This window comes from Brevundimonas sp. LPMIX5 (genome assembly GCF_003576505.1).
GTDB lineage: Bacteria > Pseudomonadota > Alphaproteobacteria > Caulobacterales > Caulobacteraceae > Brevundimonas > Brevundimonas naejangsanensis.
This window is the reverse complement of record NZ_QWTZ01000006.1, coordinates 79,563-93,869: the sequence shown is the minus strand read 5'-3', so window position 1 is coordinate 93,869 and position 14,307 is coordinate 79,563. Positions and strand designations below refer to the sequence as shown.

11 protein-coding genes are annotated in these 14,307 nt (G+C 67.4%); 9 read left to right on the top strand and 2 right to left on the bottom strand.

Features of this window, described 5'->3' with window-relative positions; genetic code table 11:
* Positions 1–17: 17 nt before the first annotated feature.
* Positions 18–2,483: a S9 family peptidase gene (locus D1604_RS08180; protein WP_233551968.1), complete on the top strand. Its 2,466-nt coding sequence runs from the start codon at positions 18–20 to the stop codon at positions 2,481–2,483.
* Here D1604_RS08180 and D1604_RS08175 read toward each other — a convergent pair whose 3' ends face one another.
* Positions 2,484–3,374, bottom strand: a complete 891-nt coding sequence (locus D1604_RS08175) for a LysR family transcriptional regulator (RefSeq protein ID WP_119412894.1) — start codon at positions 3,372–3,374, stop codon at positions 2,484–2,486.
* Positions 3,375–3,476: 102 nt separating this feature from the next.
* Here D1604_RS08175 and D1604_RS08170 point away from each other — a divergent pair, with 102 nt between their 5' ends.
* The gene (locus D1604_RS08170; protein WP_119412893.1) at positions 3,477–5,651 is read left to right on the top strand and encodes a malate synthase G; all 2,175 of its coding nucleotides are present in this window, start codon (positions 3,477–3,479) and stop codon (positions 5,649–5,651) included.
* 168 nt (positions 5,652–5,819) lie between these two features.
* Here the strand turns inward: D1604_RS08170 and D1604_RS08165 are convergent, their stop codons facing one another.
* Positions 5,820–7,163: an MFS transporter gene (locus D1604_RS08165; protein WP_119412989.1), complete on the bottom strand. Its 1,344-nt coding sequence runs from the start codon at positions 7,161–7,163 to the stop codon at positions 5,820–5,822.
* Positions 7,164–7,310: 147 nt separating this feature from the next.
* Between D1604_RS08165 and cyoA the strand changes: the two genes are divergently transcribed.
* From cyoA to D1604_RS08130, 7 genes are read left to right on the top strand one after another with little or no spacing between them, the layout of a single operon-like run.
* On the top strand, positions 7,311–8,546 hold the full coding sequence (cyoA, locus tag D1604_RS08160) for a ubiquinol oxidase subunit II (RefSeq protein ID WP_233551966.1): 1,236 nt from the start codon (positions 7,311–7,313) through the stop codon (positions 8,544–8,546).
* Positions 8,547–8,560: 14 nt separating this feature from the next.
* Positions 8,561–10,573, top strand: a complete 2,013-nt coding sequence (cyoB, locus tag D1604_RS08155; protein WP_119412892.1) for a cytochrome o ubiquinol oxidase subunit I — start codon at positions 8,561–8,563, stop codon at positions 10,571–10,573.
* Positions 10,574–10,577: 4 nt separating this feature from the next.
* Positions 10,578–11,222 carry a cytochrome o ubiquinol oxidase subunit III gene (gene cyoC / locus D1604_RS08150; protein WP_119412891.1) on the top strand — a complete coding sequence of 215 codons (645 nt, stop codon included), beginning with the start codon at positions 10,578–10,580 and terminating at the stop codon, positions 11,220–11,222.
* Positions 11,219–11,602 (top strand): cytochrome o ubiquinol oxidase subunit IV, encoded by a 384-nt coding sequence (gene cyoD / locus D1604_RS08145; RefSeq protein ID WP_119412890.1) that lies wholly within the window; start codon positions 11,219–11,221, stop codon positions 11,600–11,602. The genes cyoC and cyoD overlap by 4 nt, the downstream gene beginning before the upstream one ends.
* A 25-nt stretch (positions 11,603–11,627) precedes the next feature.
* The gene (locus D1604_RS08140; protein WP_119412889.1) at positions 11,628–12,395 is read left to right on the top strand and encodes an SURF1 family protein; all 768 of its coding nucleotides are present in this window, start codon (positions 11,628–11,630) and stop codon (positions 12,393–12,395) included.
* A complete protein-coding gene (locus D1604_RS08135; protein WP_119412888.1) occupies positions 12,395–13,738 on the top strand; it encodes an ATP-binding protein in 1,344 nt (447 codons plus the stop codon). Before D1604_RS08140 ends, D1604_RS08135 begins: the two co-directional genes overlap by 1 nt.
* A gap of 23 nt (positions 13,739–13,761) precedes the next feature.
* Entirely contained in the window at positions 13,762–14,298 is a 537-nt protein-coding gene (locus tag D1604_RS08130) for a response regulator transcription factor (RefSeq protein WP_119412887.1), read from the top strand.
* Positions 14,299–14,307 lie beyond the last annotated feature (9 nt).

The following is a 14,307-nucleotide window of genomic DNA, read 5'->3' as shown; positions in this document are numbered from 1 at the left end:
CTCAGTGGGGAAACTCCATGCGCAATCGACTGATGCGGGCCGCATTGCCCGCTCTGGTTCTGGCTGCGGCCGTTCCGGCCCTGACGCTGCCGGTCGCAGCGGTCGCCCAGGAGGCGGCGGCGACCTATCAGCAGCCGCCCGCGCCGATCGCACAAATCCTCGACGCCAAGCCCAACCCCGGCGTCAGCGTCAGCCCGGATCGCAAGACCCTGCTGCTGACCGACCGCTCCAACCTGCCCAGCATCGCCGAATTGTCCGAGCCGATGCTTCGCTTGGCCGGATACCGCATAAACCCGCGCAACAACGGCCCGGCCAATAGCCGCGTCTCGTGGCTGACCGGGCTCAGCTTCCAGTCGATCGATGGCGGCGCGGCGCGGCCGGTCACGGGCCTGCCCGCCAATGCGCGCCTGACGAACACCAGCTGGGCGCCGGACGGCAGGACGGTCGCCTTCCTGGTCAACGTCCCGAACGGGCTGGAGCTGTGGGTCGCCGATGTCGCCCAGGCCAAGGCGCGCAAGCTGAACGGGCCGATGGTCAACGCCGCCTCGGGGTCGGGCTTCTCCTGGCTGCCGGATTCCTCTGGCCTGCTCGTCCTGGCGGTTCCGGCCGGGCGGGGCGTAGCCCCGAACGTGGATCATCCGCCCGAGGGTCCGATCATCACCGAGACGGGCGGCCGCGCCGCTCCGGTGCGCACCTATCAGGACCTGCTGTCCAATGCGGGCGACGAGGCCCTGTTCGGCTATTACTTCACCAGCCAGCCGACGGCGGTGTCGCTGAACGGCCGCGCCCGCACCGTGGGGCAGCCGGGCGTCATCCTGGGTCTGTCGACCTCGCCGGACGGCCGCTACATCCTGCAGACGCGGGTGAAGAAGCCTTATTCCTATGTCGTGCCGGCCAGCCTGTTTCCGTCCGACGTCATCGTCACCGACCTGAACGGCCGCGAGGCGCACCGCGTCGCCGACCTGCCGCTGCGGGATAATGTGCCGACGCCGTTCGACGCCGTGGCGCCGGGGCCGCGCTCGGTGCAGTGGCGCGCGGACGCCGACGCCACCCTAGTCTGGACTGAGGCTCAGGACGGGGGCGATCCGCGCAACGCCGCCGAGGTGCGTGACCGCGTCTTCATGCTGCGCGCGCCGTTCAACGACCGGCCGCAGGTGCTGCTTGACCTCAAGGAACGCTACGCCGGTACCACCTGGGGCCGCGACGACGTGGCCATCGTCAACAGCCGCTGGTTCAACACTCGGCATGAGACCCGCACCCTGGTCGACCCATCCAATCCCGGCGCGGGCCGCGTCCTGGTCGATCGCAATTATCAGGACCGTTACAATGACCCTGGCTCGGTGATGACCGAGCCGAACGCGCGCGGCCGCTCGGTCATGCGCTTCAACGCCGACGGCTCCAAGGTCTTCGTCGATGGCGCCGGGGCGACGCGCGAGGGGCAATATCCCTTCCTCGACCTGATGGATCTCAAGACCGGTGCGTCCGAACGTCTGTGGCGCTCGTCCCAGGGCGAGTACGAAACCGTCGTCGGCGTGCTGGACGAGAACGGCCGCAAGCTGGTCACCTATCGCGAAAGCCGCACCGACCCGGCCAACCTGCGCGTGCGCGATCTGGACGGGGGCGTCACCCAACTGACGCACTTCCCGGACCCGGCGCCGCAACTGGCCGGGGTCAGCCGCGAGTTGATCACCTACACCCGCGACGACGGGGTCGAACTGTCGGGGACGCTGTATCTGCCCGCCGGCTATGACAAGGACCGCGACGGCCCGCTGCCGCTGCTGATGTGGGCCTATCCGGCCGAGTTCACCGACGCCGCCGTGGCCGGTCAGGTCGTCGACACCGACAACCGCTTCGTGCGACCGGGCGGCTCCAGCCACCTGTTCCTGCTGACGCAAGGCTACGCCATCCTGGACAACCCGACGATGCCGATCATCGGCCGCGACGGGGCCGAGCCGAACGACACCTACATCGAGCAACTGTCCGCCAGCGCCAAGGCGGCGGTCGACGCCGTGGTCGCTCTTGGCGTGGCGGATCGCGACCGGATCGCCGTCGGCGGCCACTCCTACGGCGCATTCATGACGGCCAACCTGTTGGCGCACACCGACCTGTTCAAGACCGGCATCGCCCGCTCGGGGGCCTATAACCGGACGCTGACGCCGTTCGGCTTCCAGGCGGAACAGCGGTCCTATTGGGAGGCGACCGACACCTACAACGCCATGTCGCCCTTCACCTACGCCAACAAGATCAACGAGCCGATCCTGCTGATCCACGGCGAGGAGGACGACAATTCGGGCACCTTCCCGGTGCAGACCGAACGCTTCTATGCGGCGCTGAAGGGCAATGGCGCCACGGCGCGCTATGTCGTTCTGCCGCTGGAGGCGCACGGCTACCGCGCGCGGGAGTCCGTCGGTCATACCCTGTATGAGATGGGCGCCTGGTTGGATCGCTGGATGAAGCCGGCGGCGACGACCGGACAGGAGTGATCAGCGATCCCACTCCGGCGTCTCGCCATAGAGACCGGTCAGGAAGTCGATGAAGGCGCGGACGCGGGTTTCGGTCCGCGCCCGCCCGGCCGTCAGGGCGAAGATGGCTACGTCCGACGATCCCGCATACTGCGGCAGCACCACCTTCAGCCGCCCGTCGCGCAGTTCGTCCCCGACGTCCCACGTCGAGCGCAGGGCGACGCCGACGCCCGCCAGAGCCAGTTCGCGCGCCACTTCGCTTGAGTTGGTCCGCACCCGGCTGCGGGCGTGGAAGACGACGGGGCCTTCCGGACCCTCCAGCCGCCAGGTCGATTGATTTTCGGCGGCCAGTTGGGCGTGACGGCGCAGGTCTTCCAAGCTCTCCGGCACGCCGTGCTCGGCCAGATAGGCGGGCGAGGCGCACAGCACGCGCCGGTTCGGCGCCAGTCGGTGCATCAGCGGGTTTTCCGCTTCATAGCCGCCGATCCGCACCGCCACGTCCACGTCTTCAGCCATCAGGTCGACGAAGGCGTCGGTCAGGTTCAGCTCCAGCGTCAGGCGGGGCTGCGCCGCCAGGAAGGGCTGCAGCAGGGGCGCCAGCCGTCGCCGCCCGAACGAGGTCGGCGCCGAGACGCGCAGCAGGCCGCGCGCCTGGGTCGTGCGGCGCGACACCACGGCCTCCAGATCCTCGACCCCCTCAAGCAGCTGCGCCGCGCGGTCATAGACCAGCCGCCCCGCCTCGGTCGGGGCCAGACGACGTGAGGTGCGCTCGATCAGCCGCACGCCCAGTCGGTCTTCCAGCCGAGCCAGCCTGCGCGAGGCCACGGCGGGCGACAGGTCCAGCCGACGCGCGGCGGCGGACAAGCTGCCTTCCTCCAGCGCACGGACGAAGATTTCATACTCGGCCAGCATGGCGGACTCTCATCATTGCAGATTTTGCAAAGATAAGCGGCTTTCTTCGCCGTGGATAGCGGCGGCCATTAGGGCGTAGTCTTCAGGCTGAAGGAGACCGCCATGTTCGACGCCCCCAAGACCCCCGCCGACGCCTATGTCCGCCACGGCAGCCTGAAGGTCGCCGCCGAACTGGACGCCTTCGTGCGCGATCAGGCGACGCCGGATACGGGCGTGAGCGCCGCAGCCTTCTGGGCCGGGGTCGAGGGGCTGCTGGCCCGCTTTGGGCGCCGAAACCGCGACCTGCTGGAGCGCCGCGATCAGCTGCAGCGCAAGCTGGACGACTGGCACCGCGCCTATCCGGGCCAGCCGGATCAGGCGGCCTATCAGGCCTATCTGCGCGAGATCGGCTACATCGAGCCAGAGCGCGACGGCGTGCAGGCCGAGACGGTGAACGTCGATCCCGAGATCGCCTCCATGGCCGGGCCGCAGTTGGTCGTGCCGCTGACCAACGCCCGCTATCTGCTGAACGCGGCCAATGCGCGCTGGGGCAGCCTGTACGACGCGCTTTACGGCACCGATGCGCTGGGCGAGGCGCCCGGGGCGGGCGGCTATGACGTCGAACGTGGCGCGCGCGTCATCGCCCGCGCCCGCGCTTTCCTGGACCAGGCGGCTCCGCTGGCTGAGGGCGGCCATGCCGAGGCAGTCGCCTATCGGGTCGAGGGCGGGCGGCTGGTCGTCGCCTTGTCCGGGGGGCGCGAGACGGGGCTGGCCGATCAGGCCTCCTTCGCCGGTCATGCGGGGGAGGCGGCGGCGCCGTCGGGCGTCCTGCTGCGACACAACGGCTTGCATCTGGAGATCGTCATCGATCGCGCGCACCCCATCGGCCGTGACGACCCGGCGGGCGTCGCCGACGTGCTGGTCGAGGCGGCCCTGTCGGCCATCGCCGACGCCGAGGACAGCGTCGCGGCCGTCGACGCGGCGGACAAGCGGCTGGTCTACGCCAACTGGCTGGGCCTGATGCGCGGCGATCTTCAGGCGGATTTCGAGAAGGACGGCCGCACGGTCGAGCGGCGCCTGAACCCCGACCGTGTCTATACGGCGCCGGATGGATCGACGCTGGCGCTGAAGGGGCGCAGCCTGATGTTGGTGCGCAACGTCGGCCTGCACCTGATGACCGACGCCGTGCTGGACGCCCACGGGCGTGAGACGCCCGAGCATCTGTTGGACATCGCCATGACGGGCCTGATCGGCCTGCACGACCTGCGCCGCCCGGCTGAGGCGCGCAACAGCCCTGCGGGCTCGGTCTATGTGGTGCGGCCCAAGATGCACGGCTCGGACGAGGTGGCCTTTGCCGACGAGCTGTTCGGCGCGGTCGAGGCCATGCTGGGCCTGTCCGCCCTGACGCTGAAGATGGGCATCATGGACGAGGAGCGTCGCACCAGCGTCAACCTGATGAACTGCATCGCGGCGGCTAAGGGACGGGTGGTCTTCATCAACACCGGCTTCCTGGACCGCACGGGCGACGAGATTCACACGGTGATGGAAGGCGGCCCCGTCGTCCGCAAGGAGGCGGTGCGCGAGACCGGCTGGATCAAGGCCTATGAGGACCGCAACGTCGACATCGGCCTGAAGGCGGGCCTGTCGGGCCGGGCGCAGATCGGCAAGGGGATGTGGGCCGCGCCGGACCGCATGGGCGATATGCTGGCGGCCAAGGCGGGGCATCCGCGCGCGGGCGCCTCGACGGCCTGGGTTCCGTCGCCGACAGCGGCGACCCTTCACGCCCTGCACTATCACGAGGTCGACGTCTGGGCGCGTCAGGCCGAGATCGCGACGCGCGCACCGACCGGACTGACGCCACTGCTGACGCCACCGTTCGCGACCGGAACGCCGGGCGGTGATGGAATCCGGCAGGAGCTGGACAACAACGCCCAGGGCATCCTCGGCTATGTCGTGCGCTGGGTGGATCAGGGCGTCGGCTGCTCCAAGGTGCCGGACATCCACGACGTGGGACTGATGGAGGACCGGGCGACGCTGCGGATCTCCAGCCAGCATCTGGCCAACTGGCTGCGCCACGGCGTCACGACCGAAGACGAGGTCATGGAGGCGCTGAAGCGCATGGCCGTGGTGGTGGATCGCCAGAACGCGGGCGAGCCGGCCTATCGCCCGCTGGCGCCGGCCTATGACGGCCCGGCGTGGCAGGCGGCCTGCGATCTGGTGTTCAAGGGCAGGGAGCAGCCGAACGGCTACACCGAGCACCTGCTGACTCACTGGCGCCGCAAGGCTAAGGCGGGCTGATATCCATTCTGCCGCTCATCCCCCCCTCCGCGGGGATGAGCGGGGTTTGGGGAGCTGCGCAAAAATGCGCTCAAGCAGCGAGGCGCCGCGCGCCGAGCGATAGCGCAAACAAAAGAAGGGGCGCGACCGGCTGGCCGCGCCCCTTCTTTCAGGCCGGGGAGAAAAATCCTACGCCTTGCCGCCCGCGCGGCCCTTGGCCAGTTCGCGGTTCAGCCACAGGGCCAGTAGGGTGCAGATCGCGCCCGACAGCAGATAGGCGCCGCCCGCCACCAGGCCGAACCTGCCTGACAGCGCCAGGGCCGCCAGCGGGGCGAAGCCTGCCCCGAACAGCCACGCCAGGTCCGAGGTCAGGGCCGAGGCGGTGTAGCGGTTTTTCAGGCTGAAGCTGGAGGCGATGGCGCCCGAGGCCTGGCCGAACGACAGGCCCAGCAAGATGAAGCCCAGGATCATATAGGTCAGTTCGCCCGCCGGGCCGCCGTCCAGAAGCTGGGGCGCGAAGCCCGAGAAGGCGGCGATGCCCGCCGCCGTGACGGCCAGCAGGGCGCGGCGGCCATAGCGATCGGCCAGCCAGCCCGAGGCCAGGATGGCGAACAGGCCGAAGACGGCGCCGATCAACTCGATCATCAGGAAGCGGCTGGGCGCCTCGTCAGTGTAGAGGAAGACCCACGACAGCGGGAACACCGTCACCATGTGGAACATGGCGAAGCTGGCCAGAGGAGCGAAGGCGCCGATGATGATGTCGCCGCCTTCTTCGCGCACGGCCTTGGTCACAGGCGCGGGGTGCAACTCGAGCGTCTCGAAGGCGGCCTGGAAGGTCGGCGTCACCACGATGCGCAGCCGGGCGAACAGGGCCACGACGTTGATGGCGAAGGCCACGAAGAAGGGGTAGCGCCAGCCCCAGTCCATGAAGTCGGCCGCCGACAGCTTGCTCAGGAAATAGGCGAACAGGGCGCTGGCCACGATCAGGCCGATCGGCGCCCCCAACTGCGGGACCATCGCATACCAGCCTCGGCGCTTTTCAGGCGCGCTGACGGACAGCAGGGAGGCCATGCCGTCCCAGGCGCCGCCCAGTGCCACGCCCTGACCGATCCGCAGGGCGATCAGCATGGCGGCCGACCAGTGACCGACCTGCGCATGGCTCGGCAGGAAGCCCAGGCAGACGGTCGACAGGCCCAGCAGGAACAGGGCGATGGTCAGCTTGGTCCCACGCCCGAAGCGTCGGTCGATGGCGATGAACAGGGCCGTGCCGAACGGCCGGGCGATGAAGGCCACGGCGAAGACGGCGAAGGACAGCAACGTGCCGCCCAGTGGTCCCGCATAGGGAAACACCAGCTGCGGAAACACCACGACCGAGGCGATGGCGTAGACGAAGAAGTCGAAAAACTCCGACGTCCGGCCGATGATGACGCCGATGGCGATTTCGCCCGCGTCGATTTTGCCGTCTCGTGCGTTGATCCGGCTGGCGTCCCGTTCAAGGGGCTCTGAAGAAGGCGCGCCGCTGGCTGCGTTCATGACCATGAGGCTCCCTGCACCGGGGCGCATACACGCCCGCGATCATAGAATGGCTAAAGCGTCCCTTTGCTCCCCTCGGGTCGCAGAGGGGATAGGGCAGATTGTCCAATGTCGTACGCTGGGGGTGGGGTTTACGGGGGCTGGACGATGACCGAGCCCTTGTCTCAAACCTCGACTGGAGCCGCCGTGCGCCGACTGCGCCCCCTGTTGCTGTTGCCCCTTCTGGCCTTGCTGCCCGCCTGTCAGGCCGTGGTGCTGGCGCCCGCCGGCGACATCGCCGCCCAGCAGCGCGACCTGCTGGTCATGTCCGTGCTGCTGATGCTGATCGTCATCATCCCGGTGATGATTCTGACCGTCTTCTTCGCCTGGAAATATCGGGAGTCGAACAAGGAAGCCCGTTACGAGCCGGACTGGGACCACTCGACTCATCTGGAGCTGGTGATCTGGGCGGCGCCGCTGCTGATCATCATCTGCCTGGGCGCCATAACCTGGGCCGGGACGCACCTGCTCGACCCCTATCGGCCGCTGGACCGTGTCGCGGCCGGGCAGGCCGTCGCCGAGGATCACCGTCCGCTTCAGGTCGAAGTGGTGGCGATGGACTGGAAGTGGCTGTTCATCTACCCCGAATACGGCATCGCCACGGTGAACGAGCTGGCCGCCCCGGTTGATCGGCCGATCCGTTTCCACATCACCTCGACCGGGGTGATGAACTCCTTCTACATCCCGGCGCTGGCCGGTCAGATCTACGCCATGCCGGGCATGGAGACGAAGCTGCACGCCGTCATCAACCGTCCGGGCGAATACGTCGGCTTCTCGGCCAACTATTCCGGCGACGGCTTCTCCAACATGCGTTTCGCCTTCCACGGGCTGGATGAAGCGGGCTTCGACCAGTGGGTCGCGGGCGTGCGCGCCGCCGGTCAGGGTCTGGACCGCGACACCTATCTGGAGCTGGAGAAACCCAGCGAGAAGGTCCCCGTCATCCACTACGCCTCGGTCGACGACCGCCTGTTCGACGCCGTGGTCAACATGTGCGTCGAGCCGGGCAAGATGTGCATGGGCGAGATGATGGACATCGACCGCAAGGGCGGTCTGGGCCTGACGGCGGTCAAGAACACCCTGCCGCTGGTCTATGACAAATACGCCCGTCGCGGCGACGCCGTCTTCGGCGCCGGCGAGTCCTATGTGCTGACGATCTGCACCCCGCTGGAGGCCGAGGCCGCCGCCGTAGAGGCGGCCCGTCGCCGTCAGGCCTTCGGCGAGGACGTGGCTCGCGACACGCCGCTGAACCGCGTCATGGGTCAGGGGCTGGAGCGCCCCGGCCGATCCGAACCGGGCCAGCGTTTCGCCTCCCTCTTCTCCGCGCCTGCTGCGTCGCAATCCTGAGCGCCTGAACGATCATGACCGTTGAACATTCCACATCGCCGCTTCTGGGCCGGTTGAACTGGGAGTCGCTTCCGTTCCACGAGCCCATCCTGGTCGCCACCTTCGCCGTCGTCGTGATCGGCGGCCTGGGGGTGCTGGCCCTGATCACCCGCTACAAACTGTGGGGTTATCTCTGGAAGGAGTGGTTCACGACGGTGGACCACAAGAAGATCGGGATCATGTACATGATCCTGGGCCTGATCATGTTCCTGCGGGGCTTCGCCGATGCGGTCATGATGCGTCTGCAGCAGGCCATGGCTTTCGGCGGGTCCGAGGGCTACCTCAACGCCCACCACTATGATCAGATCTTCACCGCCCACGGCGTGATCATGATCTTCTTCGTGGCCATGCCCCTGATCACCGGCCTGATGAACTATCTTGTGCCGTTGCAGATCGGGGCGCGGGACGTCTCCTTCCCCTTCCTGAACAACTTCAGCTTCTGGATGACCACCATGGGGGCCGTTCTGGTGATGGCCTCGCTGTTCATCGGCGAGTTCGCGCGCACGGGCTGGCTGGCCTATCCGCCGCTGTCGGGCATCGGCTACAGTCCGGGCGTCGGGGTCGATTACTACATCTGGGCGCTGCAGATCGCGGGGGTAGGGACCACCCTGTCCGGCATCAACCTGATCGCGACCATCGTGAAGATGCGCGCGCCGGGCATGGGCCTGATGAAGATGCCGGTCTTCACCTGGACCTCGCTGTGCGCCAACATCCTGATCGTGGCGTCCTTCCCGATCCTGACAGCCACCCTGGTCCTGCTGTCGGCGGATCGCTACATCGGCACCAACTTCTTCACGAACGACTTCGGCGGCAATCCGATGATGTACGTGAACCTGATCTGGATCTGGGGCCACCCCGAGGTCTACATCCTGATCCTGCCGCTCTTCGGCGTGTTTTCCGAAGTCACCTCGACCTTCTCGGGCAAGAAGCTCTTCGGCTACACCTCCATGGTCTATGCGACGGTGGTGATCACCATCCTGTCCTACCTGGTGTGGCTGCACCACTTCTTCACCATGGGCTCGGGCGCGTCGGTGAACTCCTTCTTCGGGATCACGACGATGATCATCTCGATCCCGACAGGGGCCAAGCTCTTCAACTGGCTGTTCACCATGTACCGCGGCCGCATCCGGTTCGAACTGCCGATGATGTGGACGGTCGCCTTCATGCTGACCTTTGTGATCGGCGGGATGACGGGCGTCATGCTGGCGGTGCCGCCGGCGGACTTCGTGCTGCACAACTCCCTGTTCCTGATCGCCCACTTCCACAACGTCATCATCGGCGGGGTGCTGTTCGGCCTGTTCGCCGCCATCAACTTCTGGTGGCCCAAGGCCTTCGGCTTCCGGCTGGAGAAGAAGTGGGGCCTGGTCAGCTTCTGGTGCTGGGTGGTCGGCTTCTGGATGGCCTTCATGCCGCTGTACGTCCTGGGCTTCATGGGCGTGACGCGGCGGATGCGGGTCTTCGACGACCCGGCCTATCAGATCTGGTTCGTCATCGCGGGTGTCGGCGTGGCCGTCATCGCCGTCGGCATCCTGGCCATGCTGATCCAGTTCGCCGTCAGCATCATCAACCGCGACAAGCTGCGCGACGAGACCGGCGACCCCTGGCAGGGCCGCACGCTGGAGTGGGCCACCTCGTCTCCACCGCCGGACTACAACTTCGCCAAGACGCCGATCATCCATGACAGCGACGCCTGGTGGGACATGAAGACGCGCGGCTATGAGCGGCCGAGCGAAGGTTTCAAGCCGATCCACATGCCCGCCAATACCGGCGCCGGTTTCATTCTGTCGGCGCTGTCGCTGATCGTCGGATTCGCCCTGATCTGGTACATCTGGTGGCTGGTGGCGGCGGGCTTCGCGGCCCTGATCGGCTACGCCATCTTCCACACCTTCAACTACAGGCGCGACTACTACATTCCGGCCGAGACGGTTCAGGCGACCGAGGACGCGCGCACCCAGGCCCTGGCGGCCGCAGCAGCGACGCAGGGGTGATCCGATGAGCCACGCACCAACCCTCAACCCCGACTACGTCGACGAGACCGGGCGGCCGATCTTCCACCCGGCCGAGGAGCCGCACCACCCGGAGGGCCACAGCACCATGCTGGGCTTCTGGATGTATCTGATGAGCGACTGCCTCATCTTCGCGATCCTGTTTGCGGTCTACGCGGTGCTGGGCGGCAACTATGCCGCCGGTCCGGCACCCAAGGACCTGTTCGACCTGCCGCTGGTGGCGGTGAACACCTCCATGCTGCTGTTCTCGTCGATTACCTACGGCTTCGCCATGCTGGCGATGTACCGCAACAAGGTGGCGCAGACGCAGGCGTGGCTGGCGATCACCGGCCTGTTCGGCCTCTGCTTCCTGGGCATCGAGCTCTATGAGTTCGCCCACATGATCCACCTGGGCGCCACGCCCCAGCGCAGCGGCTTCCTGTCGGCCTTCTTCATCCTGGTGGGCACGCACGGCCTGCACGTCACCTTCGGCTGCATCTGGCTGGTCACCCTGATGATCCAGGTGGGGCAGAAGGGCCTGATCCAGGCCAACAAGCGCCGCCTCATGTGCCTGAGCCTGTTCTGGCACTTCCTGGACGTCATCTGGATCGGCGTCTTCACCTTCGTCTATCTGTTCGGGATGCTGCGATGAGCGCCGAAGCCCACAACGAGCACGCCGTGACTCACGACGATCACCACGGCGACGACCATGATCACGGCACCTACAGAAGCTATCTGATCGGCTTCGCCTTGTCGGTCGTGCTGACCGCCATTCCCTTCTGGCTGGTCATGGCCGGGGTGCTGGCGCCGCAGCTGACGGGCCTGATCATCACCGCCTTCGCCGTGGTGCAGATCGTGGTCCACATGATCTTCTTCCTTCACATGAACCACAGGTCCGAGGGCGGGTGGAACATGCTGGCGCTGATCTTCACCCTGGTGATCGTGGTCATCGCCGTCGCCGGTTCGGTCTGGGTCATGTATCACCTGAACACCAATATGATGCCCGTCCACGACATGCAGGTGATGGGCTGAGCCCTTTTGCACGCGGAGACGCCGCTTGACGTCATCGTCGGCCCCTGAACCCGCCGCCCGTCCGGCGACACGCCGTCGATGGATCGCGGGACTGGCGGTCTTCGCCGTACTGTTCGCAGGCTTTTCCGCGCTGGGGGTCTGGCAGGTCCAGCGCCTGGCGTGGAAGCAGGAGCTGATCCGCCAGGTCGACAGCCGCATCCACGCCGACCCCGTCCCGGCGCCGGGGCCTGCAAGCTTCGACGCCGTGACGCGCGAGGCGGACCAGTACAGCCGCGTCACGGCCAGCGGCCGGTTCCTGCATGACCGCGAGGCGCGGGTGAAGGCGGTGACGGACCTGGGGCCGGGCTTCTGGGTCGTCACGCCGCTGGCGGATGCGCGGGGCTTCACCGTCCTGATCAACCGGGGCTTCGTCCCCGCCGAGCGAACGGCCCCTGAAACCCGCACCGAAGGTCAGGTCGACGGCCCGGTCTCCGTCACCGGCCTGTTGCGGATCAGTGAACCGAAGGGCGGCTTCCTACGCGACAATGATCCAGTCGGCGACCGCTGGTTCTCGCGCGATGTGGCGGCGATCGCGCAGGCCAAGCGGCTGGACGGCCCGGTTGCGCCCTATTTCATAGATGCTGACTCGACGCCCAATCCCGGCGGCTGGCCGCGCGGCGGTCTGACGGTGGTGCGCTTCGCCAACAGTCATCTGGTCTATGCTCTGACCTGGTTCGGTCTGGCCCTGATGTCGGCGGGCGGCGCCGTTCTGTGGCTGCGCGACGAGCGGCGCCGCAGGGCAGGGGGGCGATAGTGCAGACGCAGACTCTGGGCCGCTTCGCTCAAACCGTTCTAGGCATGGACGCCAATGCCGAGACTCCGGTGTCGCCGGGCGCGGCCGGGCGGCGCAACATGCTGTTGCTGATCCAGTTGAGGTGGCTGGCGGTTATCGGTCAGGTGGCGACCATCGTCATCGTCCACTGGGGTCTGAAGATCAGCGTCCCGCTGGGGCCTCTGCTGCTGGCGCCGACGGCGCTGGCGGTGATGAACCTGGTCAGCGCGCCGGTCACCCTGCGGCGCAAGGTCGTCACCGACCCAGAGATTCTGCTGGCCCTGTGCGTCGACGTGGCGGCGCTGAGCTGGCTGCTCTACTTCAGCGGCGGGGCGACCAATCCGTTCGCGGCCCTTTACCTGATGCAGGTGGTGCTGGCGGCGGTGCTGCTGCGGCCCGTCTACGCCTGGGGCTTCGTGCTGGCGACGGGCGCCTGTCTGGCCTTCCTGGCGGTGTGGCGGCAGCCGCTGGACCTGCCGGATGGCGCCGATGCGCGGCTGGGCCTGATCCAGCAGGGCGCCCTGATCAACTTCATCCTGATCGCCGTGCTGCTGGTGGCCTTCGTCACCCGCACCAGCCAGAATGTGCGCGCTCGCGACGCCTATCTGGCCGAGGCGCGGCAGCAGGCGGCGGAACAGGACCACATCGTGCGCATGGGGCTGCTGGCCTCGGGCGCAGCGCATGAACTCGGCACGCCGCTGGCCTCCCTGTCCGTGATCCTCAGCGACTGGCGGCGCATGCCCGCCCTGACCGGCGACGAGGACCTGCGCCACGACATCGACCAGATGCAGGCCGAGGTGGATCGCTGCAAATCCATCGTCACCAACATCCTGATGTCGGCGGGCGAGGCGCGCGGGGAGGCGCCGACCGTCACCGCCCTCAGCGGCTTCCTCGGCGAGATCATCGATGACTGGTCCGCCAGCCGACCCGGCGACGCCATGCAGGTCGCCCTCAGCGGCCCGACGCCGCGCGATCCGTCCATCATCGCCGACCCGGCTCTGAAACAGGTATTCAGCGCCCTGCTGGACAATGCGCAGGAGGCGGGCGCGCGAAACCTGGAGATGCGGGCGGTGGCCGACGCCGACGGCCTGTTCATCGCCTTCGAGGACGACGGCCCCGGTTTCGCGCCCGTCATTCTGGAAAAGCTGGGCCAGCCCTATCAGTCTACCAAGGCGCGGGCAGGGGCGGGTCTGGGCCTGTTCCTGCTGGTCAATGTGGTGCGAAAACTGGGCGGCACGGTCGTCGCCGCCAACCGTCCGGGCGCGACCGGCGGCGGGGCCGTGGTGCGACTGGCCTTGCCCATCGACGCCCTGGCGCCGAAGTAAGCAGTCTGGAAAGAGGGCATGAGATGACGGACGAACACCGCCGGCTTCTGATCGTCGAGGACGACGAGTCCTTCTCCCGCACCCTGCGGCGCTCGTTCGAGCGGCGCGGCTATCAGGTGGTGGCCGCCCACAGTCATGACCAGATGGTCGAGCTGTTGAAGACGCACCATCCCGACTATGCGGTGGTGGACCTGAAGCTGGGAACGGCCTCGGGCCTGACCTGCGTACAGACGCTGCACGCCTTCGACCCCGATCTGGTGATCGTCGTCCTGACCGGCTTCGCCAGCATCGCCACGGCGGTCGAGGCCATCAAGCTGGGCGCCCGTCACTACCTCGCCAAGCCTGCCGGCACGGATGACATCGAGGCCGCCTTCGGTCGCGCAGCGGGCGACCCTGACGCCCCTCTGACCGCCCGCCCGACCTCGATTAAGACGCTGGAGTGGGAGCGTATTCACGAGGTTCTGGCCGAGACCGACTTCAACATCTCCGAGGCCGCCCGGCGTCTTGGAATGCACCGCCGCACCCTGGCGCGGAAGCTGGAGAAGCGTCAGGTCAGCTAATCAGCGGCT